The organism is Bacillus sp. ISL-45 (genome assembly GCF_018613195.1).
In the GTDB taxonomy this organism is placed as follows: Bacteria; Bacillota; Bacilli; order Bacillales; family Cytobacillaceae; genus Mesobacillus.
This window is the reverse complement of sequence record NZ_JAGGQQ010000013.1, coordinates 44,261-68,895: the sequence shown is the minus strand read 5'-3', so window position 1 is coordinate 68,895 and position 24,635 is coordinate 44,261. Positions and strand designations below refer to the sequence as shown.

Annotated in this window: 26 protein-coding genes and 2 riboswitches; of the genes, 18 read left to right on the top strand and 8 right to left on the bottom strand. The window is 44.0% G+C overall.

Annotated features, from left to right (window positions below; genetic code table 11):
• Positions 1-12: 12 nt before the first annotated feature.
• From J7E35_RS17780 to J7E35_RS17770, 3 genes are all read left to right on the top strand, one after another.
• Positions 13-1,524, top strand: coding sequence for a tripartite tricarboxylate transporter permease (locus J7E35_RS17780; RefSeq protein ID WP_214781969.1), 1,512 nt, complete (start codon positions 13-15; stop codon positions 1,522-1,524).
• A 321-nt stretch (positions 1,525-1,845) separates the two neighbouring features.
• A complete protein-coding gene (locus J7E35_RS17775; protein ID WP_214781968.1) occupies positions 1,846-2,088 on the top strand; it encodes a hypothetical protein in 243 nt (80 codons plus the stop codon).
• A gap of 84 nt (positions 2,089-2,172) precedes the next feature.
• On the top strand, positions 2,173-2,910 hold the full coding sequence (locus J7E35_RS17770) for a C39 family peptidase (protein WP_214781967.1): 738 nt from the start codon (positions 2,173-2,175) through the stop codon (positions 2,908-2,910).
• A 66-nt stretch (positions 2,911-2,976) separates the two neighbouring features.
• Here the strand turns inward: J7E35_RS17770 and J7E35_RS17765 are convergent, their stop codons facing one another.
• Both J7E35_RS17765 and J7E35_RS17760 read right to left on the bottom strand, forming a co-directional pair.
• Positions 2,977-3,147, bottom strand: a complete 171-nt coding sequence (locus J7E35_RS17765) for a hypothetical protein (protein ID WP_214781966.1) — start codon at positions 3,145-3,147, stop codon at positions 2,977-2,979.
• 328 nt (positions 3,148-3,475) lie between these two features.
• Complete coding sequence (locus J7E35_RS17760) at positions 3,476-4,111, bottom strand: spore coat protein (protein ID WP_214781965.1); 636 nt, start codon at positions 4,109-4,111, stop codon at positions 3,476-3,478.
• A gap of 420 nt (positions 4,112-4,531) precedes the next feature.
• Between J7E35_RS17760 and J7E35_RS17755 the strand changes: the two genes are divergently transcribed.
• From J7E35_RS17755 to J7E35_RS17745, 3 genes are read left to right on the top strand one after another with little or no spacing between them, the layout of a single operon-like run.
• Positions 4,532-5,356, top strand: coding sequence for an amino acid ABC transporter substrate-binding protein (locus J7E35_RS17755; protein ID WP_214781963.1), 825 nt, complete (start codon positions 4,532-4,534; stop codon positions 5,354-5,356).
• Complete coding sequence (locus J7E35_RS17750; RefSeq protein WP_214782076.1) at positions 5,343-6,044, top strand: amino acid ABC transporter permease; 702 nt, start codon at positions 5,343-5,345, stop codon at positions 6,042-6,044. Before J7E35_RS17755 ends, J7E35_RS17750 begins: the two co-directional genes overlap by 14 nt.
• Before the next feature lie 24 nt (positions 6,045-6,068).
• Entirely contained in the window at positions 6,069-6,803 is a 735-nt protein-coding gene (locus J7E35_RS17745) for an amino acid ABC transporter ATP-binding protein (RefSeq protein ID WP_214781961.1), read from the top strand.
• A 258-nt stretch (positions 6,804-7,061) separates the two neighbouring features.
• Here the strand turns inward: J7E35_RS17745 and J7E35_RS17740 are convergent, their stop codons facing one another.
• Positions 7,062-7,625, bottom strand: a complete 564-nt coding sequence (locus tag J7E35_RS17740; protein ID WP_483297225.1) for a DUF1259 domain-containing protein — start codon at positions 7,623-7,625, stop codon at positions 7,062-7,064.
• 466 nt (positions 7,626-8,091) lie between these two features.
• Here J7E35_RS17740 and J7E35_RS23565 point away from each other — a divergent pair, with 466 nt between their 5' ends.
• Positions 8,092-8,214 (top strand): hypothetical protein, encoded by a 123-nt coding sequence (locus tag J7E35_RS23565; protein ID WP_285290375.1) that lies wholly within the window; start codon positions 8,092-8,094, stop codon positions 8,212-8,214.
• 89 nt (positions 8,215-8,303) lie between these two features.
• Here the strand turns inward: J7E35_RS23565 and brnQ are convergent, their stop codons facing one another.
• A complete protein-coding gene (gene brnQ, locus J7E35_RS17735; RefSeq protein WP_214781959.1) occupies positions 8,304-9,668 on the bottom strand; it encodes a branched-chain amino acid transport system II carrier protein in 1,365 nt (454 codons plus the stop codon).
• A 392-nt stretch (positions 9,669-10,060) separates the two neighbouring features.
• Between brnQ and J7E35_RS23560 the strand changes: the two genes are divergently transcribed.
• Positions 10,061-10,183, top strand: coding sequence for a hypothetical protein (locus tag J7E35_RS23560; RefSeq protein WP_285290808.1), 123 nt, complete (start codon positions 10,061-10,063; stop codon positions 10,181-10,183).
• Between the two features lie 122 nt (positions 10,184-10,305).
• On the opposite strand, the gene J7E35_RS17730 is transcribed toward J7E35_RS23560, so the two are convergent.
• From J7E35_RS17730 to J7E35_RS17715, 4 genes are all read right to left on the bottom strand, one after another.
• On the bottom strand, positions 10,306-11,520 hold the full coding sequence (locus J7E35_RS17730; protein ID WP_214781957.1) for a M20 family metallopeptidase: 1,215 nt from the start codon (positions 11,518-11,520) through the stop codon (positions 10,306-10,308).
• 217 nt (positions 11,521-11,737) lie between these two features.
• Entirely contained in the window at positions 11,738-12,574 is an 837-nt protein-coding gene (locus J7E35_RS17725; protein ID WP_214781955.1) for a MetQ/NlpA family ABC transporter substrate-binding protein, read from the bottom strand.
• 16 nt (positions 12,575-12,590) lie between these two features.
• Entirely contained in the window at positions 12,591-13,241 is a 651-nt protein-coding gene (locus tag J7E35_RS17720; protein ID WP_144478840.1) for a methionine ABC transporter permease, read from the bottom strand.
• Positions 13,231-14,262 (bottom strand): methionine ABC transporter ATP-binding protein, encoded by a 1,032-nt coding sequence (locus J7E35_RS17715; RefSeq protein WP_214781954.1) that lies wholly within the window; start codon positions 14,260-14,262, stop codon positions 13,231-13,233. The genes J7E35_RS17720 and J7E35_RS17715 overlap by 11 nt, the downstream gene beginning before the upstream one ends.
• 88 nt (positions 14,263-14,350) lie before the next feature.
• Positions 14,351-14,454, bottom strand: a riboswitch (SAM riboswitch).
• Between the two features lie 90 nt (positions 14,455-14,544).
• A riboswitch (SAM riboswitch) is annotated at positions 14,545-14,648 on the bottom strand.
• A 280-nt stretch (positions 14,649-14,928) separates the two neighbouring features.
• Between J7E35_RS17715 and J7E35_RS17710 the strand changes: the two genes are divergently transcribed.
• The 10 genes from J7E35_RS17710 to cysI all read left to right on the top strand — a co-directional run bounded on the left by J7E35_RS17710 (position 14,929) and on the right by cysI (position 24,500).
• Entirely contained in the window at positions 14,929-15,075 is a 147-nt protein-coding gene (locus J7E35_RS17710; RefSeq protein WP_214781951.1) for a hypothetical protein, read from the top strand.
• A gap of 409 nt (positions 15,076-15,484) precedes the next feature.
• The gene (locus tag J7E35_RS17705; RefSeq protein ID WP_214782070.1) at positions 15,485-15,595 is read left to right on the top strand and encodes a YezD family protein; all 111 of its coding nucleotides are present in this window, start codon (positions 15,485-15,487) and stop codon (positions 15,593-15,595) included.
• 78 nt (positions 15,596-15,673) lie between these two features.
• On the top strand, positions 15,674-16,390 hold the full coding sequence (locus J7E35_RS17700; protein WP_214781950.1) for a phosphoadenylyl-sulfate reductase: 717 nt from the start codon (positions 15,674-15,676) through the stop codon (positions 16,388-16,390).
• Positions 16,391-16,404: 14 nt separating this feature from the next.
• A complete protein-coding gene (locus J7E35_RS17695) occupies positions 16,405-17,475 on the top strand; it encodes a sulfate permease (RefSeq protein WP_214781948.1) in 1,071 nt (356 codons plus the stop codon).
• A gap of 50 nt (positions 17,476-17,525) precedes the next feature.
• On the top strand, positions 17,526-18,641 hold the full coding sequence (gene sat / locus J7E35_RS17690) for a sulfate adenylyltransferase (protein ID WP_483297668.1): 1,116 nt from the start codon (positions 17,526-17,528) through the stop codon (positions 18,639-18,641).
• A gap of 12 nt (positions 18,642-18,653) precedes the next feature.
• Entirely contained in the window at positions 18,654-19,262 is a 609-nt protein-coding gene (cysC, locus tag J7E35_RS17685; protein ID WP_214781946.1) for an adenylyl-sulfate kinase, read from the top strand.
• Between the two features lie 18 nt (positions 19,263-19,280).
• A complete protein-coding gene (gene cobA, locus J7E35_RS17680; protein ID WP_214781944.1) occupies positions 19,281-20,057 on the top strand; it encodes a uroporphyrinogen-III C-methyltransferase in 777 nt (258 codons plus the stop codon).
• 21 nt (positions 20,058-20,078) lie between these two features.
• Positions 20,079-20,837 (top strand): sirohydrochlorin chelatase, encoded by a 759-nt coding sequence (locus tag J7E35_RS17675; protein WP_214781942.1) that lies wholly within the window; start codon positions 20,079-20,081, stop codon positions 20,835-20,837.
• Positions 20,838-20,942: 105 nt separating this feature from the next.
• The gene (locus tag J7E35_RS17670; protein WP_214782063.1) at positions 20,943-22,754 is read left to right on the top strand and encodes an assimilatory sulfite reductase (NADPH) flavoprotein subunit; all 1,812 of its coding nucleotides are present in this window, start codon (positions 20,943-20,945) and stop codon (positions 22,752-22,754) included.
• A 27-nt stretch (positions 22,755-22,781) separates the two neighbouring features.
• On the top strand, positions 22,782-24,500 hold the full coding sequence (cysI, locus tag J7E35_RS17665; protein ID WP_214781940.1) for an assimilatory sulfite reductase (NADPH) hemoprotein subunit: 1,719 nt from the start codon (positions 22,782-22,784) through the stop codon (positions 24,498-24,500).
• The last annotated feature ends 135 nt before the right edge of the window (positions 24,501-24,635 follow it).

Below are 24,635 nucleotides of genomic sequence, written 5' to 3'. Positions count from 1 at the left end.
GGAGGGTAGAACATGGACGCATTTCAAGGTTTAATGACAGGATTTCAAGTGGCTTTTAGCTTAGAAGGACTCCTGTTTGTTTTTATCGGTGTTTTTGTAGGTACTTTCATTGGAATGATGCCAGGACTGGGGCCAATCAGTGCGATTGCCATCATGATCCCGATCACTTACACTATGGATCCCACGGTTGCATTGGTGATGATGGCCGGGGTTTATTACGGTGCTATCTTTGGAGGCTCAAGTTCCTCGATTCTCCTAAACGCACCGGGTGTTGCCGGGACTGTTGCAACAGCGTTTGATGGATATCCAATGGCCCAGCAGGGGAAAGCAGGAAAGGCACTGGCCATTGCGGCGATTGCCTCGTTTACTGGCGGAACAGTCAGTGTCATTCTGCTCATGCTATTCACGCCAATTTTATCAGCTGTGGCGGTATCGTTCGGGCCAGCAGAATATTTTGCTCTAATGTTCCTCGGTCTGACTGCCATTTCAAGTTTGTCTGATGGGTCAACTATCAAGGCATTCATTTCAGCGACGCTTGGTTTCATGGTTGTGACGATCGGGATTGACAGCCAGACAGGGACAAGCAGGTTCACATTCGGGAATCCGAACCTCCTAGAGGGAATCGACTTCCTGGTCATCGCGCTTGGTTTGTTCGCTCTGGCTGAAGTCAGCACACTTGTGTTGAATCGAAAAGACAGTTCAATGAGTGACAATAAAGAGATTGGCAGCCTGCGCTTGTCGAAGGAAGATGTAAAGGAAATGAGCGGGCCAATGGCGAGGCAGTCTTTCCTGGGCTTCATCATCGGGGTCTTGCCAGGAGCTGGAGCAACGATTGCTTCGTTCATTGCTTATATCACCGAAAAGAAGCTTGCGAAAAAACCAGAAGAATTTGGGAAAGGATCAATTAAAGGACTTGCAGCGCCTGAAACAGCGAATAATGCGGCTACCGGCGGAGCATTCGTGCCGCTTCTCAGCCTGGGGATTCCTGGTTCGGGAACAACAGCGGTTCTACTGGGAGCATTTTTGGTACTCGGTGTACAGCCAGGACCGTTGTTGATTCAGGACCGCCCCGAAGTATTCTGGGGAATTATTGCGAGTATGTATATCGGGAACATTTTCTTGTTGATACTCAACCTCCCGTTGATACCATACATTGCGAGAGTACTAAGGATCCCGCGGCCGCTCCTGATCTCGCTTGTGATCATTTTCAGCTTGATTGGAGTATATGCCATAAGCTTCAATACCTTCGATCTGTATATGCTAGTCGCATTTGGTATGATTGGATTCCTGATGAGGATGTTCTCATTTCCAGCGGCACCATTTATACTGGCCTTTATCCTTGGCGGGATGATGGAACAAGCCTTCAGGCAAACGCTGACGATTTCAAACGGAAACCTGGGGATATTTTTGGATAAGCCAATCGCGCTTACACTGATCATTGTTAGCTTGCTGACCATTTTAGTCCCAATGTTTACAGGGAGAAAGAAATTAGATGCGAAAAGTGATGCAGGAAAACCTTTATAATCATGAAAACTGCGAGCCATCTGGTTTTGCAGTTTTTTTGTTAAGGCTGTTTTCGTAAAGATTGTTGTTAAAATCCTAAAGCCGATTTTAACGTAAAAGAAGGCCATTTTGTTGGTCGGTATTAAGTTTACATGCTCTTTTCTCACAAAAGAGTCAACTTTGCGAAGAAAAATATATCATTCAATCCTATTTTGTAGTCAATAGCAACAAAGTTTGAGAAAAGAGTCTTTGTTAAAGAAAAACTCCTGGTTTCTACAATATGTTTATCTTCATTGAGTTGGGCTATAAGTAAAATAAGACAGGAGAGGAAGGAGTGGCAGCATGAAGAAAAGAAATCTACTGCTTTCATTCACGTTTGGGACAGGGCTAATGCTTTCCGGCTGCGGAGCCACAGAAGAGCCGCCCCCGGAAGAAGATCCGGTGATGGAACAGGATGAACAAGCTCCTCCGGCACCAGATGGAACACATGAATTGCCTGATCAACCCGAAGAAGGCACAACCGAGAATGATGAGGAATTAACCGAAGAGGAACAGAAAATAATCGAAGACTCGGTTGAAGAATAATGTTGGCTGAAAAACCTTAGAACCGTCTTGGTACTAAGGTTTTTTCATTGGAAACTCATACTATTATCAAAAGGAGCGAAAAAGTTGAGAAAAGCTATTTTACCGTTGATCATTGTGCTCGGGGGGTGCACAGGTGCTGATAATCCTCCGCCAGAGTCTGACCCTGCTCCTAATGAGAAGCAACAAACTGAGGAGGAGAACTCGAATGAAAAAAGTAAATCAGAACAAAACAGTCAGTCAAAAGTGATGCTTGATGCTCCCCATATATCGCAATTGCCTGAATTGGAAAGAGGCTGCGAGGTCACAACACTTGCTATGCTTTCACAGCATGCGGGCAAAGATGTTGGCAAGATGGAGCTATCAAAGGAAATTGCCCGTGTTCCATTTAAAAAAGACGGCATGAAGGGGCATCCGGGTGAGGGGTTTGTTGGCAATATGAAGTCGATGGACAAGCCTGGGCTAGGTGTCTATCATGGTCCAGTTGCGGAATTGGGAGAACAGTACCTCCCAGGAAAAATATTGGACCTGACCGGTGAAGATTTCAAAGAAGTGGAGAAGCATGTTAAAGATGGCCGCCCAGTATGGGTGCTGGTACCAAGTATCTTTGCCCTCGTACCAGACAAGCACTGGGAAATATGGAACACAAGGAAAGGCAAAGAAAAGATCACTTACAAATGGCATTCGGTTTTGGTCACTGGATTTGACGACAGAAATATTTATGTAAACGACCCGCTAGAGGGCAAAAACGAAAAACTCTCAAAAGAAGAGTTTGTTGCAGGCTGGGAACAATTTGGAGAACAGGCAATCACTTACAAACCATAAAATGAAAAATGCTGCTTCTTCCATCCTCGGAGAAACAGCATTTTTTTACATCATTACCTCTTAGGGTTATTTCCCATTACTGTCTGATTTATCATCATCCAATTTGAAATCCTCATCTTCCACATCAGTTTCAGTATCCTCGACAGGCGGTTCATTTTCCTGGTCCGTCTCCGCAGAACATCCACCAATTAAAATCGCAAGCGTCAAGGGGATTCCATAAAATAGTTTCTTTTTCATGATAAGTCTCCTTTCATCCAAACAACCTTGATTGGATAGGATTATTATTATCTAAAACATACCCGGTCATCATCCGTATAAACGTATGAACCGTAGAAGGAAAAAGAGAGAAAGGTAAAGTGCAAAAGGTATTTTGAATGGTATTTAATTACAAATCAGGAGTTGGAGCGAACTTCTGGGTAAAATGAAGAAAACTTAAAGCAGAAAAAATTCTTGAAGTATCCAGAGAAATTTTTTAATAAACTATCTGCACGAAATTGGCAGAAAGCTTTTTGATCTAATCAAAAACAGGAAAGAAATCAGCGACTTCTTTCCTGTTTTATTAATCTTAGTTAGTCATGGAACCTGGCTTTTGAGAATTCGACTGGGTGTAGCTTGTCAGCATTTGGTTCATATCCTGCTGCATCAATTGTGGAACCTGATAATAGCCATGTTTGTTTTGATAAAGGAAAATTTCATAGCTCAGTTCAATGAAATTCGGGACGCTGTCCGCAATCACACGTCGAAGTACTGGATTTGTCATTTCCAGTGCCGCCATTGCAAGCATGGATGACATCGATTTTGCCTGGCCCAGCATAAATCCTGAAATGCCCTGATCAGAAATCTCATTAAGTGACTGCATAGGTTTCTTCGGCTCCCCCGGCTTGAGACCATATACAACATCATTATTCTGGGTCATTTCGTATTGCTGAGTCGGTATGGTTGGATCTTGTCCGGTTTTAAAACTCTCGACTATTGTGTTATATGTTTGAGTGACAAAGGCAGACTGCTTGTGCAGAATTGCTTTTAGCTCGGGATCCTTAATGTGCTGATCATAAATTAGGTACTGATCAAGCATACAAATGATTCCACTGATCACTTCATGAGCATCAAAGAGCTCATGTCCCCCATGATTGTTTGACAAACCTTGATTCATTGGCATGTTTGCTGCCATTTGATTGCCGTTTTGGTTCATGTTTTGCATAATGTTTCCCTCCTGGATTTTTGTTGACCAGTTTATGTTTTCCGATTTAAGGAGAATAATGTGCAAAAATAGTTCTTATTTAATGCCATGCTTTACAAACTATTGAAGTCTGCAAACAAGAATCCAAATGAATAAATGGCTTTAAGCATATTGCGTCGCTGGGAAAGTTCCAAAGTAATTGGATGAAAAGAGCATGCCATTTTGCTTACTGGGAGAAAGTAAAGAAAACAAGAGATTTTGAAAATGTAATTTAATGCTTGATAAACAATCAGGAATTTTCTTTGTTGTAAAATTTTTAAATAATAGTTAATAAAGACTATTCGAGTCGTCTTTAAGTGAAGTTTAAACTTTTGACTATCATAAGAAAATCAATTATGATAATTGAATCTGACTAAACCAACTGAAATAGGAGGAATTAAAATGAAAAAACTTTCATTTTTACTGATTCTAATTCTTACTGCCGTTCTTTTAATATCTGGGTGCGGTGGGCAGGAAAAGGATGATAAGGTGCTACAAGGTAACGACGCAACTGAGGAAGAAAACTCAGTTCTTGCCAAGGTAGAAAAAGAAGGGAAACTTCTTGTGGGGACAGAGGGGACATATCCTCCATTTACTTTCCATGACAAGGACGGGAATTTAACCGGTTTTGATGTTGATATAGCAAAAGAAGTTGCCAAGAGACTAGGGGTTCAAGCAGAGTTCAAAGAAACTCAATGGGATGCAATGTTTGCTGGCCTTGATGCTAAGCGTTTTGATATGGTCGCAAACCAAGTGGGCATAAAGCCGGAAAGAGAAGAGAAGTATTTATTCTCTAGCCCTTATATCACATCTACGGCAGTATTGATTGCTCATGAAGATAATAATGAATTGAAGGGTTTCGAAGATTTGAAAGGTAAAAAGGCGGCACAGTCAATGACTAGCAACTATGCTGACATTGCAAGGGAAAATGGTGCAGAAATTGTTGGTGTTGATGGCTTTAATCAGTCCATCGAACTGATTTTATCTAAACGTGTTGATGCAACTATCAATGAAAACCTTTCCTTCCTTGATTTTAAAAAGGCAAAACCAGACGCAAAAGTTAAAATCATTGCAGAGAGCGAAGATGCTTCCAAAAGCGGTTTAATGTTCAGAAAAGACAGCGATACTCTTGTCGAGGCGGTAAATGGTGCACTTGCAGATATGATCGCTGACGGTACCTATGACAAAATCTCTTTAAAATGGTTTGATGAAAATGTACTTGAATAACATACTGGCTGACCCTGAAAGGTTGGCAAGACTGATTGAAATTGCCCAAAACTCAGTTGTCCCCCTATTACAGGGGGCTATTTTTTATACAATCCCCTTAACACTGATATCCTTTATTTGCGGAATAGGATTAGCCGTCCTGACTGCACTTGCCAGGATTTCAGACGTGAAGATTTTCCGGATGATTGCCAGGGTTTATGTTTCCGCGATAAGAGGGACACCTTTGCTGGTGCAATTATTCATCTTGTTCTATGGTTTGCCTACGATCGGGCTTACTCTGGATCCGTGGCCGTCTGCGATAATCGGTTTCAGCCTGAATGTTGGTGCATATGCTTCCGAAATTATAAGGGCAGCCATTCTTTCTATACCAAAAGGCCAATGGGAGGCGGGATATTCCATAGGAATGAGCAGCAGGCAGGTATTAAGGAGAATCATTATCCCTCAGGCGGCAAGGGTATCCATTCCGCCCCTATCCAATACTTTTATAAGTTTAGTAAAAGATACTTCACTTGCATCCATGATTCTATTAACCGAAATGTTCCGGCGAGCACAGGAAATTGCGACTACAAATTATGAATTTCTTCTTCTCTATACTGAAGCAGCACTCATTTACTGGGTTATCTGTTTTATTCTTTCAATTGCTCAGGGAAGAATTGAAAATCGGCTGGACCGATATGTTTCTCGGTAAATTGCCAGTGAAAGGAGGATATTTATGATCTCTATTAAAGGTTTAAGGAAATCTTTTGACCAGCTGGAAGTATTAAAAGGACTTGATCTTGAAATTGACAAGGGTAAAGTTGTCGTTATTATCGGTCCTTCAGGTTCCGGCAAAACAACATTTCTGCGCTGCCTGAATGTCCTTGAAACACCAACAGAAGGAAAGATTTCGATTGGCGGACAGAAAATCGACTTTTCAGCAAAGGTTTCTCCAAAATCCATTTCATCGTTCCGCCGTCTTACCGGGATGGTATTTCAAGGATATAATCTCTTTCCTCATATGACGGCATTGGAGAATGTTTTGGAAGGACCGGTAACCGTTAAAAAAGAAACGAAAGATAAGGCGCGCCAGAAAGCAGCATTCTTTCTGGAAAAAGTGGGGCTTTCTGACAAAATGGATTTTTATCCATTTCAACTGTCAGGCGGCCAGCAGCAACGTGTAGGGATTGCAAGGGCGCTAGCGATGGAACCAGAAGTGATGTTGTTTGACGAGCCGACATCTGCCCTGGATCCTGAACTTGTTGGGGAAGTATTAAAAGTTATGAAGGACCTGGCAAACGAGGGCATGACAATGGTCGTAGTAACTCATGAGATGCGATTTGCCCAGGAAGCAGCTGATGAAGTAATTTTTATGGACGGCGGTGTTATCGTTGAACGGGGAGCACCTGACAGTATTTTCACCAATCCAACAGCTGACCGTACAAAACAATTTCTGCGGATGATTCAGTAAGACAGTTCTTTTGTCAACCTAAACTATAAGACAGTTATCGAACAGGGAGATACCCAAGAAGTTTGGTCCTTGTCCTGGAAGCATGCGGACAAACAAAATTAGAAGAAATGACATTGTATTGCTGAAGTGTCCCTATATAAAAAATGCTGCCGTTAATTTCATCGGCAGCATTTTTATTGGCTGGTAAGTGGCATGACAAATGGTATAGGGATAAAAATCTTAAAGAAGTTAGATTTACTAGTTCATAGGGTATTTCTATTAGAATAAACCAGCGTCTTTAGCGGCTTCAATGCTGTCTTTAGCAAACTCAAATGGATCCCCAATGTTTTCCCAATGCATATACATTAACCGTGGGTCTTCAAAAAGCCAGTGGTTATGGACGGCAGTTACTATGATGCCTCTTTTCCGCAATTCAGTCAGGAAAGGGTTAATTTCCTTTTGAAGAATTACTGTTTCACCAAGATTAAGTGTCTTCCCATTTCTCTTATTTTCAAAGGACAGTGCAAATGGCAGCGCAAGCGGGGAACGTGTACGGCGTCCTAAAATAGTGGCTTTTATATTTCTGAGACGAGAAACAACACAGACTGGAGTATCGGTCAATACATCTCCTCCGATAATGTCGGCAAGCTTCTCGCACATCGAAGTGCTTATTCCTCCGACCTCTCTTCGGCGAGAGTGTTGGTCTTCTCTCCTTGCACCATGGTGATTGTCACTCGATTCAAATTCCCTTTCAAACCGGTTATGATTATCATGTCCATGACGGCGTTTTGAAAATCGGAATGACATCTGGTTGCCAAAGTCATCAAATTCTCTTCTTTCCATCCAAATCACCTCCTTTCATACCTATTAATAATCAGTTTATTCATGTAAGAAGGACATGTCTGGATATGTATCTTGGGATAAATACCTTTTTTAAAAAGGCTCTTTTCTCAAACTTTGTTACTATTGACTAAAAAATAGGATTGAATGACATTTTTTCTTTGCAAACTTGATTCTTTATAATGAGAAAAGAGCCTGCAAACTTAATACTGACCAGCAAAATGACTTTATATACGTTAAAATCGGCTTTAGGATTTTAACAACAATCTTTACGAATCATCATCTAATATTTCCGTCATCCAGCAAATTTTCAATGCATAAGAAATGATAAGAAGTAATCCACGTTGCCTGGAACGGAAAGCATAACCTTAGAAAAGAAACACAAACTAGAGAATGGCGGATGACACCAATATAGAGTAACTGGCACTTGGTAAAAACATGACATTAAGGATGATGGGTGGTGAAGAAAATGGCTAAAAATAAGCCAAAGCACAATAAAGCTATGCCAAAAGCAGATATTGAATTTGCGGAGGAAAGAGGAAATGGTTTTGAAAAGGTAGCATTAAAAGCTCAAAGGAAACAAAATAAATAATTTGCTTCCGGGCAGCCGCTTGTAGATTCCTTTTGAAAATTTTGAATATTTAAAGTAGGAAAAGAAAAGAAAAGAACTGCAGAAAAAATCTACAGTTCTTTTTGGTATTTTTTCACCGGTAATTGAGCTTTAGGCAAAATATAACCGATGACTGCACCTAGGAACGCTGGAATGATCCAGCCAAGACCAATAGCGTATAGAGGTAGATAATCCTTGTATATAGACGTTACAGAGTTGAATAAAGAAATATCTATATTCGGCAGATTAACGACCAAAGCGCTATAGCCATCAAAAACACTCACAAAGAATGTCATCGCTATTGAAGCCGCATATACGCTTTGCTTATTTCCGAAAAGCGGTGATATCAGAGTTAATAAGATGAGGATGATTGCTAATGGGTACAGGAACATTAAAACAGGTACAGCAAATTGGATGATATTGTTCAAACCAAAGTTTGCGATTGTGAAAGAAACGATGCAAAGAAGAAGCACAAACCTTTGATAAGAAACCTTTGGTAATAAATCATGAAAAAACTCGCTGCATGCCGTGATTAACCCAATGCTTGTTTTTAAACATGCAAGAACAATAATGATAGCCAGCAGGATTGCACCGTAGGGCCCAAAATAGTGTTTGGCGACTGCAGAAAAAATCTGTCCGCCATTCTCGAATGTTCCAATAACCAATGCGCTGGAAGCGCCCATATATGTTATAAGTCCGTATATCAGCATCATCAATGTCATTGCGAAGATACCAGATTTCAATGTAGCCCTGGCAATATCCTTTGTGCTGGTTATTCCTTGGCCTTTAATGGCATTGATGACAACAATTCCAAATGCCAGGGAGGCAAGGGCATCCATTGTATTATATCCCTCTTTGAATCCTGTCATAAAAGCTAAATCTGCATAAGCACCGCTCGGTTCCCCGAAGCTGCCCATAGGCTTCATGATGGAGATGCCAATTAATAAAAATAAAAATACAAGAAAAGCGGGTGTTAGGTATTTCCCAATGTAGTCCATCACCTTCGCAGGATGCAGTGAGAAGAAGTAAACGATGGCAAAGAAAACGAAACTGAAAATCCCCAGCCACAAACCAGCTTGTCCTGGAGCAATATAGGGTTCAAAGCCAACAACGAATGGAACAGTGGCGGTTCGTGGAATCGCGAAAAAGGGCCCAATCGTCAAGTAAAGAACTGTCGCAAAGCCGATACCAAAAATAGGGTGCACTCTGCTGGCTAGATCACGCAGACCAGTGCTTCCTGAAAGGCCAATCGCCAATATGCCTAAAAAAGGAAGGCCGATGGCTGTTACAAGGAATCCAATTAATGCTGGCCAGAAGTTTGTGCCTGCCAGCTGCCCTAGTTGAATAGGAAATATCAAATTCCCCGCTCCAAAGTACATTCCAAATAGCATGGTCCCAATCAGGGCATAGGTTGAAAACGAAATTTTTTGCTGCATATACACTTGTCTCCTCTTCTTGATGTTGTGAATTCTGGTTCAAGCACTTCTTTAGGTGGATCAGGAGAAATTTCTATAAATCCTCATAAACAGGAAAGAAAATTCCAATCGCTGGAAAGGCAGTCAAGTCTTGTTCAGTGAATCACAAGGAAATGTAGCCTTTCTTCTCATGCAACCCAAAAGAAGAATAATACACACTACTATATCTACTAACTCTTCACAAGTCAATTAAGTTTTTAGTATTTTTTGAATAGAAGGAAAGCAGTTCGCGGTTTAAATCAATCGAATGCTGCTTTCAGGGGCGTAATCCGGATTAGTGTAGTGGGTATTAAAAAACACCCATTCTCATCCGATAGTATAGAAGGAATAATTTTAGTTCAGGAGAGAATCTAATGACGATCGAACAAGCAGAAGCCATTTTGAAGAATCCAGATATAGGACAGTATTTGACCCGTGAAGAAATGGAAGCAATTGATTTCTTAATCAGTGTGGCAGGATCAAAAGAACAGAAGTAGTCTTGCTTCTGTTCTTTTGTTTGAGCTAGTTATATTAATGGGCCAATCAAGGATAGCTGACTTCGAACATTATAAAGAACCCTTGCGATTGTACAAGGGTTCTCATATGAAGTAAATAGGAATTAATTATTTTCCGCAGCTTTTCTTTTCTCGAATTCAGCCTTTATATCTTTTAATAAATCCTGGTCTGTGATTAATTGAAAAGCTGTCAAAGCTAATGCTTTTGCCCCTTTAAGCAAGGCTTCATCCCCCTGATGAGAAGCGGCTGCTTCCCGGAATGGAACAGTATGGGCAACAAGATTGTCCGGTCCAATTTTGATATAAGGATGGATGGTTGGCACGACCTGGCTGATATTGCCTGCATCGGTTGAGCCAATTCCGTCCCTTTCATCAATTGCAACTGTCTCCCCAAGGTCTTCGATGACATTTTTAAAAACTTCATTATATCGATCATTCAACAGAAGATTATCAACCTCATTTTGGAAAGCAATAATATTCAGCTTTGCTCCTGTTGCCAGGGCTGCCCCTTCAGCGACTGCTTTGACACGGCTGGTTACTTCATTTAAACCGTTCCGTGTTGCAGCCCGGATAAAGAACCTTGCTTTTGCATATTCAGGAATGATGTTCGGTGCATCACCTCCATGGGTGATGATTCCATGGATTCGTACGTCATCAGTCAACTGCTGTCTCAATGCATTAATACCATTGAAAAGCTGGATCACCGCATCCAGTGCATTGATACCTTCATGAGGCGATGCGGCTGCATGGGCTGGCTTGCCGATGAATTCAAAGTCGAGTGGATCAACAGCAAGGGAAGACGTTGTCAACCTTGTTTGTCCGGAAGGGTGCAGCATCAATGCCGCATCGATTCCCTCAACAAGGCCATGCTTTACAAAGCTTCCTTTAGCGCTTCCGTTAGGGCCGCCTTCCTCGGCAGGCGTTCCAAATACGACCGCTTCACCGCCAGTTTCATCCAGCACTTTGCTTAGCGCGATCGCAGCGGCAACACTTGTCGTGCCAATGATGTTATGACCGCAAGCATGGCCTAACCCCGGAAGGGCATCATATTCTGCCAGAAAGGCGATTGATGGTCCACCTTTTTCAGCCTTTTTCCGTGCAACAAAGGAGGTTTGGTGTCCCGCCACAGCTTTTTCTACTTGAAAACCTTCATCCTCTAAAATCTTGATAAGCCGGGCAGAGGCGAAAAATTCTTCATTGCCGATTTCCGGTCTTTCATGGATATCATGGCTGGTCGATAAGTAAAGTTCCTTATTAAGCTCAACGTTACCTGTAATAATTTCCTTTAACTCCTTAAGTACTTTAACTGGTGTTGTCATCCTGAATCCTCCTTGAGTTGTATTTTGAAAAATGGATGATATTGATCCAACTTGTGCAATCTCTTTGGACTGAAAAAATAACATTGTTCTCGCAGCACGCTCGATGATGTATCCCAATAAAGGTGATATTATTCACCATATGGTCGCAAAAAGATTGGGATTATGACCGTAAAAGGGAAGTTTCCAAAATTACGGTCACAGAATGGCCGATGTCTTTTTACCAGCCAATATTGCTAAGCGGCACAAAGGTAGGAATTGTATTTCCTTTGTACTCTTTCTCGATAAACTCCTTTGTGTCATCCTCCTGGTAAAGTTCAGCTAATCTTTTCAAACTTTTATTGTCTTTGTCTTCTTCACGGACTGCGATGATGTTGATATATGGAGTGGCAGTTGCACTCTCAAGGAAGATCGCATCCTTCTTCGGTGTAAGTCCTGCGTCGACTGCGATTCCATTATTGACTATGGATGCTGCCACATCAGGCAGTACCCTCGGAGTCTGTCCGGCAACAAGCGTAACAAGTTCAAGATTCTTCGGATTCTCAACGATTTTATCGAGGGAGCCTATGCCATCGAAGCCGTCCTCAAGCTTGATCAAACCAGCTTCCTGGAGTAACAGAAGTCCTCTTCCCATATTCGTAGCTTCATTTGCAAGGGCAATCTTTCCGCCTTCCGGAATATCTTTCACGTCTTTGTATTTATCTGAGTAAATACCCATTGGTGCGATCACAGTAGTAGCGATTGGTACAAGATTTAAATTATGTTCCTTGATAAACGCATCAAAATAGGAAACAGTCTGGAATGAGTTGGCATCCAATTCACCTTCGGCTAGGGCAAGGTTTGGCTGGACATAGTCTGAGAAAGTGACGATTTCGACATCAATTCCTTCTTTTTCCGCTTTTTTAGCGACAAAATCCCAGACCCTGTGATCCGTGCCGCTGACGCCAAGTTTCACTTTGACGGTTTCTTCGCTTTTCGCGGATGATGAAGAACTGGAACATGCAGAGCTGAATACTGCCAAACTAAGTACGATCAATGTTAATAAAAGTTTTTTCATTTTGTTTTCCTCCTGGTTATCTTCTTCTGATTTTTTTAGCTGATATATTTCCAAGGGATTGAAGTCCCTGTACCATAACAATCAAGATGCCAACGGTGATGAACATCGTCTGGGTATCAAAACGCTGGTAGCCATATGTAATCGCCAGGTCGCCCAGTCCGCCGCCGCCGATTGCCCCGGCCATTGCTGATGCACCAATCAATCCAACAGTCGCAATCGTAAAAGCGAGGATCAGCGAGCTCATCGCTTCGGGTAGAATGAATTTGAAGACAATCTGCCAGGGAGTGGCTCCCATTGATTCGGCTGCCTCAATCACGCCCGGATCCACTTCCAGCAGGGAATTCTCTACCAATCTGGCAATATACGGACCTGCATAGAAGACGAGCGGCACGACAGCCGCGGCTGTACCAATTGACGTGCCAACAATCAGCCGGGTCAGCGGTATGATTGCGACCAGCAGGATGATGAATGGCACAGAGCGGAAGACGTTGATAACGCTGTTGAGTACATTGAAGACAGGTGCATTTTCAAGCAAATGGCCTTTCCTGGTGACCACAAGCGCGATTCCCAGCGGCACTCCGAGGACTGCCGAAAACAGAAGCGAGAACGCCACCATTTGAAGTGTTTCAATTAAAGCCTGAATAATTTGCTCTGAGTTAACTAGCATGTGCTGTCACTTCCTTTATGCTTACTTTTTGTTGATCGATAAAATTAAGAGCTCTCAAAATTTCTTTATCACTGCCCTGGAACTCGACAATCAGGTTTCCGAAAGGTATACCCTGAAGCTCTGTGATATTGCCGAAAAGAACATTGACATTGATATCGAATTTCTTTGATAGCTGGGAAAGAAGCGGCTGACCGGCTGAATCACCGACAAAATTGATTCGGAATACCTTATTCAGTCCTGAGTGTCCTTCAATAATCCTGTGCACGGAATCAGGAATACTGTCATTCATGATGGTGCTGACGAAATTTCTTGCAGTTTCTGTTTTAGGAGCTGAAAAAACACTGAAGACAGTGTCTTCTTCGATGATTCTTCCATCCTCGATGACAGCAACTCTGTCACAAATTTCACGGATGACGGACATTTCATGGGTAATGATTAAAATCGTTATGTTGTACTCCTTGTTGATTTTTTTCAAAAGCTGCAGGATCGAACTGGTTGTCTGCGGATCAAGCGCAGATGTCGCTTCATCGCAAAGCAGGATTTTCGGCTGAGTTGCCAGAGCCCGGGCAATTCCGATTCGCTGCTTCTGGCCTCCCGATAGCTGGTCTGGATAATTGTCAGCTTTATCAGCCAGGCCGACAAAATCGAGGAGCTGATAGACCCGCTCTTTAATTTTGGCTTTTGGAAGTTTTGCGAGAATGAGCGGCATCGCGACATTATCAAAAACAGTTTTCGAGTTTAACAGATTGAAATGCTGGAATACCATGCCGATATTCTTTTTTATCTCCCTGACTTCTTTTACTGAAAGGGAAGTCATGTCGCAGCCATCCACAATCACCCTGCCTGATGTGGGCCGTTCCAGTAAATTTACACAGCGGATCAGCGAGCTTTTTCCTGCACCGCTAAAACCAATGACTCCGAATATCTCTCCTTCTTTGATTTCCAGATCAATTCCATTCAGTGCCGCTACCTTGTTCCCGCGGCTTTCATACACTTTTTCCACTTGCTCAAATGTGATCATCAGTCTTCCTCCTTTGTGGATTATAAAAAAAGCCCTCTTCCTGGAAACAGGAAGAGGGCATGCCGCAACGATTGCTGGACAATTTCTCTTCTTATCTCCCAAGCTCATGCTTGCTGGATTTGGCACAGTCCTCAATGTGAGTCCGCTGCCGAGGCTTCATAGGGCCAGTCCCTCCGCCTCTCTTGATAAGAAAGTATCGATATGGATTTGTAGGTGGGGATCTTTTGAAAAACAAAAAGTCCCCTTCAGAAAGAAGAGGACATCAAGTGAAAAGTCGGCCTCTTCTTATCTGTCAAGCTCATGCTTGCTGGATTTGGCACAGTCCTCCAAAGGAGTCCGCTGCCGAGGTGTCATAGGGCCAGTCCCTCAACCTCTCTTGATAAGAAGTAACAATATTCGGTTTTAAATCTTGTTTACTACTCTAATGCTGCAAAGAGTGTGTGTCAATCATTTTCTTAGGAATTTTTTTTGAAATCCAAAAATGGGAAAATAGAAGCATTTAGAAATTAAGGGGAAGTTCATTGGGGAAAGAGTGCCAAAGCTATCTGAAATCCAGACAGGAATTCGGGCTAGGATTCTATTAAAGTCCGGTTCGTTTTAGACTGGAATTTTACGTCGTAGCAAGAGGGCGAAAAATGGCATATTATAAGTTGCTTTACTTTTATTATGGAGAAAGCTGTAGTAACAGGTGTCAGTCCAATCATTATCCTTGAAGTTGAAATTGTTCAGCGAAGGAAAATTATGTTCTTCGCAGGGAAAATTGATCAAGCCGAATACAGTGTTGCATTTTTGCCGTATTGTCACAACGAATGATTAGCCCGTATATGGGAAAAAGCAAGATTTATACGGAAGTGCTGAAAGGGAAGAATCATTTTGTTAATGCTATTAAGCAAACAAAATATAACGGAACGCTGTCAAAAAATAGTTGGCAGCCTACAGTTATATATTAATATTCACCCTTTTAAGTAACTAAAATAGTACTAAAGAAAGAATTTATAAATTTCAAAAAATAAATTGCATTAATCCTACTGGTATGGTAGGATTTATTCCAACGCGAACCACTACCCAACACAAACCAATTCCGTTTAACGTTTTCTGCATTGAAAAGAAATCATTTTAAGCTGCACAAACAGCAAAGCATTCCTGGGTAGACAATAATTTAGGGAGGCGGAGCCGCTTGAAAACAGAGGAGACGGAAGAACTCTATAAGGTTCTGGAAAATATGCTGAAAACTTTAAAGTTCGGATCCATCACATTGGTTGTCCAGGATGGCAGGATAGTCCAAATTGAGAAAAATGAAAAGGTTCGTCTCCAATCAAATAAGAAACGCTGACTAGAAAAACTAGAGGCGGTCTCCATCATTCTTGATGGGAGACTGCCTTTTTTTTATAAGAATGGGAGGATTGAAGTTATGTCTGCTGCAGTAACTTATCAAAACTGGAAGGAAGTTTCCGGGGATTTTACTCATGATGATGAGACCAAAGGAGCCTTTTCTGTCTTGGATTGGGCGTACAGGACATACCCGGAGGAAGAGATTGTATATGCGTCCAGCTTCGGTGCAGAAGCGATTGTGTTAATCGATCTCATCCAGCAGATTAAGCCGGATGCACATATTGTCTTTTTGGATACCGGACTGCACTTTCCGGAGACCTATCAGGTCATTGACGAAATACAAGCCCGCTTTCCATCTCTAAGGATTGAGAAAAAAGAACCTGAAATGAGTCTTGAAGAGCAGGGTGCGCAATATGGGTCAGCACTGTGGCTGAGAGATCCAAACGAGTGCTGTAATATCCGCAAGGTGATTCCGCTGCAGAAAACTCTGACAGCGAAAAAAGCGTGGATATCTGGACTGCGCAGGGAGCAATCTCCCACAAGAGCAAACACGGATTTTGTCAACAAGGATGAGAAATTCCGAAATATCAAAATCTGTCCATTGATTCATTGGAGCTGGGATGATGTCTGGAATTACATCCGCGAAAAGGGGCTGCCTTACAATGCCCTGCATGATCAACAATATCCAAGCATTGGCTGCCTTCCTTGTACAAAGCCTGTCACTGCTGATGGTGACTCACGAGCTGGCCGCTGGTCTGGAAGCGGCAAGACGGAATGCGGGCTGCATGCCCGCTAAAGGAGGCCTTTCCAATGCTTACTAACATTGCCATTCTTCTGGGTTTATTTTTTGCTATGAACATAGGGGGCAGCGGGGCGGCAGCTTCAATGGGGATTTCATACGGTTCAGGGGTCGTCAAAAAAGGATTGGGCTTGCTGCTGTGCAGTATCGCTGTCTTTCTTGGAGCCTGGCTTGGAGGAGGTGAAGTAGTCAAAACGATGGGCAGCGGGATTGTCCCGGAGAGCACATTCACCGTTCAAATTGCCTTGATTGTTGTCGCCTCAGCCGCTTTGTCCTTGTTTTTGGCAAATATTTTTGGCATTCCTCTTTCGACAAGTGAAGTGGCTGTCGGATCTGTGGTTGGTGCAGGACTTGTTTACCAATCCGTATTCGTTGGCAAACTTCTCTGGATCATGTCTTTTTGGCTCCTGACACCCATCATTGCCTTTGTTTTAGCGATTTTTGCTTCCAGTTTTTTAAAAAACAAACGCGTCAAAAACTGGGTGGAGTCGCGTAGGGCAATTCCAATTCTGTCAGTCATGGTGGTAGTAATGGGCCTGTTTGAAGCCTTTTCGGCAGGAATGAACAATGTGGCAAATGCAGTTGGCCCGCTGGTGGGCGCGGGCATTTTATCATCCGGGGACGGGATTTTCTGGGGCGGTTTGTTTGTAGCTTTTGGGGTTGTTCTTTTCGGACGGCGTGTCGTGGAGACAAACGGGAAGAAAATCACGAAGCTCAGGCTGGAAGAGGGATGCATTATTTCTGGCACAGGTGCAACGATTGTGGTCCTTGCATCATTACTCGGGATCCCAGTCCCGCTTACACAAATCACCACTTCTTCCATCATTGGAATTGGTTATGCCAAGGATGGCCTGAAGGTCTTAAAAAAGGGTATTGTCGTCCGGATGCTCACGATTTGGATAGTCTCACCGGTCCTGTCAATGATCCTTACTTATACGCTTATTCAATTAATGATTGAACAAAATGTTTATCCGATCATCGCCATGGCAGGGGTTGCCATTTCCCTTTTTGGGGTGCTCTTCCTGATGAAGGGAAATAATTCGCAACTAAAGGTACAACAGGAAACAGTAAAAATAAAGTGAAGAAAGGTTTGATTAACTTGTCATTTTTGCCAAAACCGCATGGGGGGAAGCTGGTTCAGGCTTTTGACCCATCCTATCAGCTGACACATATTAAAAAAGAACTTGAAATTGATGCTATTGCCTTAAGTGACCTGGAATTGATCGGTGTGGGGCTGTTCAGCCCGCTGACAGGGTTCCTTGGGAAGGACGATTACCAGTCTGTTGTTGACAGAATGCGCCTGTCAGATGGCACCGTCTGGTCGATTCCAGTGACACTTCCTGTTTCAAGGGAAACTGCAGACACTCTTGTTTCCGGAGAAGAAATCAAGCTGGTTTTTGACAAAGAGGTTTACGGTGTCATTAATGTCTCTGAATGGTTTGAGCCAGATCTGGACAGAGAGGCACTCGAGGTTTATAAGACACAGGAGCTCGCCCATCCGGGAGTGAAAAGGCTTTATGAAAGAGGGCCCGTCTATGTTGCAGGAAAAGTCACACTTGTAAGGAAGCCAGAAAAGGGCGTATTTGGAGATGTTTGGCTTGAGCCGAAGGAAACAAGGTCCTTGTTTGAAGAAAAGGGCTGGAGGACAGTCGTTGGATTTCAGACGAGAAATCCGATTCACCGGGCGCATGAATACATTCAGAAGGCGGCTCTGGAAACAGTCGATGGCCTTTTCGTCAATCCGCTTGTCGGCGAAACGAAGTCAGATGATATCCCTGCCGATATCCGGCTGAAAAGCTACAGGGTTTTACTGGAGAATTATTATCCTGATAACCGTGTGCATCTTGGTGTTTATCCAGCGGCAATGCGCTATGCAGGACCGAGAGAAGCAATTTTTCATGCCATCGCCCGCAAAAATTTCGGCTGTACACACTTCATCGTCGGACGTGACCATGCCGGCGTAGGGAATTACTACGGAACCTATGATGCTCAGCTTATTTTCAATGAATTCAAGGAAGAGGAGCTTGGCATAAAGCCTTTATTCTTTGAACATAGCTTTTACTGCAATAAATGCGAAGGGATGGCTTCTGATAAAACATGCCCTCACAGCAAGGAAGACCGCGTGATTCTTTCAGGCACGAAAGTCAGGGAATTGCTGCGCTCCGGGACATTGCCGCCATCTACTTTCAGCCGGAAAGAGGTAGTGGAAGTGCTGATTGAAGGGATGAAGGAGAAAAGCCATGCATAAGGAGGTTTCACAATGACGAAGGCAACAAATATTACATGGCACGAAGCAACCGTAACCAAACAAGACCGGCGTGCCAAAAACGGGCATGGAAGCTGTGTATTGTGGTTTACCGGGCTGTCCGGCTCCGGAAAATCTTCTATTGCCAATGCCGTTTCAGGTGAATTGTACCGCAGGGGTTTTACTGAATATGTCCTTGACGGTGATAATATCCGCCACGGTCTTAATCGTGACCTGGGCTTTACCGACCATGACCGGACTGAAAACATCAGGCGGATTGGCGAGGTTGCCAAATTGTTTGTTGATGGCGGTGCTATTGTGACTACGGCGTTTATTTCGCCGTTCCAGGCCGACCGCGGTCAGGTTCGCGCGCTGTTTGAAGAAGGAGAGTTTATTGAGGTTTTCGTCAGCTGTCCTCTGGAGGAATGTGAACGGCGTGATCCCAAGCAGCTTTATGCGAAAGCACGTCGAGGTGAGATAAGGGATTTCACAGGCATCAATTCCCCCTATGAAGAACCGGCAAATCCGGAAATCACGATTCGCTCTGACCTTCTGTCTGTGGATGAAGCCGTCACTGAAATACTTGGATACCTCCAATCGAGAAACATAATAAAGCCACAGTAGTAGAAAGGATGTGAAGCTATGGATGGCAAGGTTTACTTAGTAGGTGCAGGTCCCGGTGATCCCGATTTGATAACGGTAAAAGGATTGAGATGTCTGCAAAAAGCCGATGTCATCCTCTATGACCGGCTTGTCAATCCCGAATTATTGGAGCATGCAAAAGGAGACGCCAAATTGGTTTATTGCGGGAAATTGCCAAACTATCACACTATGAAACAGGAAACCATTAACCACTTCCTCGTGAAATATGCCAAAAAAGGACTTCAGGTTGTCCGGCTGAAAGGCGGGGATCCTTTTGTATTCGGACGCGGCGGGGAAGAAGCCGAGGAATGCCGGAAGAACGATGTCCAATTTGAGGTTGTTCCGGGGATAACATCCGGCATTGCAGCATCAGCCTATGCAGGAATTCCAGTCACACATCGAACCTTGAGCAAAAGCTTCGCCTTTATTACCGGACACCAGGCCGGTGACGTCGCTGCTGAACACCAATGGTCCCATCTGGCAAAGGCAGTTGATACTATTTGTGTCTATATGGGCGTGTCCCATCTTTCCACCATAGTGAAGCAATTAATCGAGTACGGCAAATCCACGCAAACTCCAATTGCACTTGTTCATTGGGGTACATTAAGTGACCAGAAAACCGTCGTTGGAACTCTTGAGACAATTGAAGAAAAGGTGAGAGATTCAGAGATTTCAAACCCAAGCATGATCGTAATCGGGGAGGTTGTACGCCTCCACGATAAATTGAACTGGTTTCAGGAAGAAATTGCCCCCAATCTGCCGGTTGTCCACGGGTAAGCACATAAGGAGGACATATCCATGAAGGCTATTCTTTATATTGGGCATGGCACCCGTTCCAAAAAGGGGGCAAGCGAAGCAAAAGCCTTTGTACAGAGAGTCATGGACCGTATTGATGTTCCCATCCAGGAAATAAGCTTCCTGGAACTCACCGATCCGTTGATTGCCGAAGGCTTTGCCCGCTGTGTGGAAAGAGGAGCGACCGAAATCACAGTTGTTCCTCTTTTCCTGCTGGCAGCAGGGCATATCAAAAAGGATATCCCTATGGTGCTGGGTTCCTTACAGGAAAAATATCCGCAAATCAACATAGCTGTGAAGGATCCATTTGGCGTACAGGGGAGCATCCTTGACGGAGTTGCTGAGCTGGTATCTGCCATAGCGGACGGAGTGGACCCGACGGATCGATTATTGATAGTCGGAAGGGGAAGCAGTGATCCGGCAATCCTTGCTGACTTTGCGTCTATTGCTGAAGGACTTAAGGCACGGCTTGGTATTGGCCATGCGGCAGTATGCTATCTAGCGGCCGCTAAACCGACTTTGGATGAGGGGCTGGAAGCTATTACCCAGAAAGCCGGAAGCAGAGTGATCGTCGTACCATATCTATTATTCTCTGGACTTCTTATGGCAGAAATAAATCAAAAGGTTTCACGGCTTACAAGGCAGGGGCAGGAAATTATACATACGTCTCCCTTAAGTAGCCACCAGAGTATTGAAGATATAGTCATTGCCCGGGCGTTCGAAGGAACATCGTGTGTCTGGGGAACAACAGCATTTCATTAAAGAGGGAATCCTTTTAGGTTCGTGGATGAGATTTCCTTTTTCAACAGGCTCTGATCACGCATTATGACAACACGCTACCATTTAAAATTTTCCGAGGTGATTTTTTTGCAGCTTAAGGTTACAAACAGCCCGTTCAATCAGGAGCAGACCGAACTGCTAAACAAGCTTTTGCCAACATTGTCAGAAGCACAAAAGCTATGGCTGAGCGGATATTTCGCAGCCGTACAATTTGCCGCCGCAGACGGGGCCATGGAAGGCCAAGCAAATCCGGCAGCGGCAGCGCCTGCTCGTTCCAGGGAAGTGACGATTCTTTATGGGTCGCAGACTGGCAATGCACAGTCTCTTGCAAAAAGGGCAGGCAAAACGCTTGAAGGAAACGGTTTTAAAGCTGTGGTTTCTTCGATGAGCGATTTTAAAACGAATAATTTAAAGAAGATTGAAAACCTGCTTATTTTAGTCAGTACCCATGGGGAAGGCGATCCTCCTGATAATGCCCTGTCTTTCCACGAATTTCTCAATGGAAGGCGTGCACCCAAGCTTGAGGGAGTCAACTATTCGGTACTCTCCCTGGGTGACAGTTCGTATGAATTCTTTTGCCAGACAGGGAAAGAATTTGATATCAGGCTGGAAGAATTGGGCGCAACCCGAATATACCCGCGAGTTGACTGCGACGTGGATTTTGATGAGCCGGCAGCAGAGTGGATTGAAGGGATTCTAAATTATTTGAATGAATGGGGAGGCGAAAATCCCCGCCCGCAAGCTGGTGCTGCGGCAGAAGCGGCCGAATCTGCATACTCTCGGACAAACCCGTTCAAAGCCGAAGTACTGGAAAATATTAATTTGAATGGACGGGGCTCTAATAAAGAAACACGCCATATTGAGTTATCGCTTGAGGACTCAGGTCTTACATACAAGCCTGGTGACAGCCTCGGAATCTATCCTGAAAACGATCCAGCGCTTGTCGGTGAAATTCTTGCCACTTTGCCTTGGGATCCTGAAATAAAGGTGACAGTAAATAATCAAAGAGGGCCTCTTACTTTAAAAGAGGCATTAACCGCGTATTTTGAAATAACGGTTTTGACCAAGCCGCTGTTGGAAAAAGCAGCAAAGCTGTCCGCGAACCTGGAATTGCATGACCTCGCAGCGCCAGACAATAAAGAGAAACTGAACTCCTATTTATATGGCCGGGACCTGCTCGATTTGGTCAGTGATTTTGGTGTCTGGGGAAATTCTGCCGGGGAATTTGTGTCAGTGTTGCGGAAAATTCCACCCCGCCTTTATTCAATTGCGAGCAGCCTTGCTGCGAATCCAGATGAAGTGCATCTGACAATCGGTACAGTCAGGTATGAGGCACATGAACGGGAAAGGAAAGGTGTCTGTTCCACTTTATGCGCGGAGCGAATTAACCTTGGAGATACTTTATCCGTTTTCATTCAGCAAAATGACAATTTCAAGATGCCGGACAATCCTGAAACACCAATTATCATGGTTGGTCCGGGGACGGGAGTAGCTCCGTTTCGCGCCTTCATGCAAGAGCGTGAGGAATCGGGATTTCCGGGGAAATCATGGCTCTTCTTCGGTGACCAGCATTTCGTGACTGATTTCCTTTATCAGACCGAATGGCAAAGGTGGATGAAAGAGGGAGTCCTGACGAAGATGGATGTGGCGTTTTCTCGAGATTCAGCTGAAAAGGTATATGTCCAGCACCGTATGCTTGAAAACAGCAATGAGCTGTTTAAATGGCTTGAAGAAGGAGCAGTGGTTTACATTTGCGGCGATGAGAAAAACATGGCCCATGATGTCCAGAAGGCTCTTATAAAAATAATCGAAACAGAGGGCGGCATGTCGCTTGAGCAAGCAGAAGCCTACCTGGCTGGCATGCAGCAGCAAAAACGATATCAAAGAGATGTTTATTGATCTTTGCCAAGAAAGGAGAAGTACAACATGGAAAACCAAACCTTAAAAGCCCCTTCCGGCCCGCCAAGTGATGTTGAGCGAATTAAGGAAGAAAGCAATTATCTGCGGGGAACACTTGCGGAATCGATGCTTGAACCGATTAGTGCAGGGATTAACGAGGATGACAATCGCCTGATGAAGTTCCATGGCAGCTATCTGCAGGACGACAGGGATTTTCGCAATGAGCGCCAAAAGCAGAAGCTGGAGCCTGCTTACCAGTTCATGCTGCGGGTCCGGCTGCCTGGCGGTGTTGCAACACCTGAACAATGGCTTACATTAGATGATCTTTCCGAGAAATACGGGAACGGCACATTAAAATTAACTACAAGGCAGACTTTCCAGATGCACGGGATTTTAAAATGGAATATGAAAAGAACAGTCCAGGAAATCCATGCATCCCTATTGGATACGATTGCTGCATGCGGTGACGTAAACAGGAATGTCATGTGCAACTCGAACCCTTATCAGTCCGAAATCCATGCCGAGATATATGAATGGTCAAAACGGCTGAGCGATGATTTGCTGCCGAAAACCACTGCGTACCATGAATTGTGGCTCGACGGGGAAAAGGTGGCCTTTACACCGGATACGGAAGAAGTTGAACCGATGTACGGACCTACTTACCTGCCTCGTAAGTTCAAAATTGGAATGGCGGTTCCTCCTTCCAATGACGTTGATGTTTTTTCACAAGACCTTGGATTTATTGCGATCGTGGAAGAAGGCAAGCTGACAGGCTTCAATGTAACAATCGGCGGAGGCATGGGCATGACGCACGGGGATAAAGCAACATATCCTCAGCTCGGCAAAGTCATCGGCTTCTGCAGACCCGAACAAATTTATTCAGTGGCAGAAAAGGTCATTACAATCCAGCGAGACTATGGAAATCGTTCGGAACGAAAAAACGCCCGCTTTAAATATACGGTGGACCGACTCGGCCTGGAAACAGTCAAGGCTGAACTCGAGAATCGGCTGGAATTTTCCCTGGAGGAAGCCAAATCATATAAATTCGACAATAATGGCGACCGTTATGGCTGGGTGGAAGGAGTTCAAAGGAACTGGCATTTTACCTTGTTTGTTGAAGGCGGACGGGTAGCTGATTATGAGGGTTACCAACTTAAAACCGGTTTGCGTGAAATTGCCAAGGTGCACACAGGTGAATTTCGGTTGACGCCTAACCAGAACCTGATCATCGCCAATATATCCGGCCGGAAAAAGAAAGAAATTGAACATCTGATCGAACAATTCGGCCTTACAGACGGCAAGTATGTTTCGGCACTGCGCAGGAATTCAATGGCATGTGTTGCCCTTCCGACATGTGGCCTGGCGATGGCCGAAGCAGAGCGCTACTTGCCTCGCCTCATTGATAAAATCGATGAGATTGTCGATCAAAACGGACTGAGGGATGAAGAGATTACCATTCGGATGACCGGATGCCCGAATGGCTGTGCACGCCATACCCTTGGAGAGATTGCCTTTATCGGCAAAGCGCCCGGCAAATACAATATGTATCTCGGCGCAGCCTTTGACGGCAGCAGGCTAAGCAAAATGTACCGTGAAAATATAGGTGAAGAGGAAATTCTAGCTGAATTACAGATACTTTTAGCACGTTATGCCAAGGAGCGGTTCACAGGTGAGCACTTCGGAGACTTTACTGTCCGTGCAGGCATCGTGGAAGCAGTCACAGACGGAACGAATTTTCATGACTGAAAGCTTAGGGCTGGAACAGGCAAATCTTAATTCGTTTTTCAATTTTTTATGTACAACAGATAGCAACATAACAAAGTGAAATAGGGAAAAGCCGTGGCTAAAGGATTTAATAAGCCGCGGCTTTTTCAGGTTATC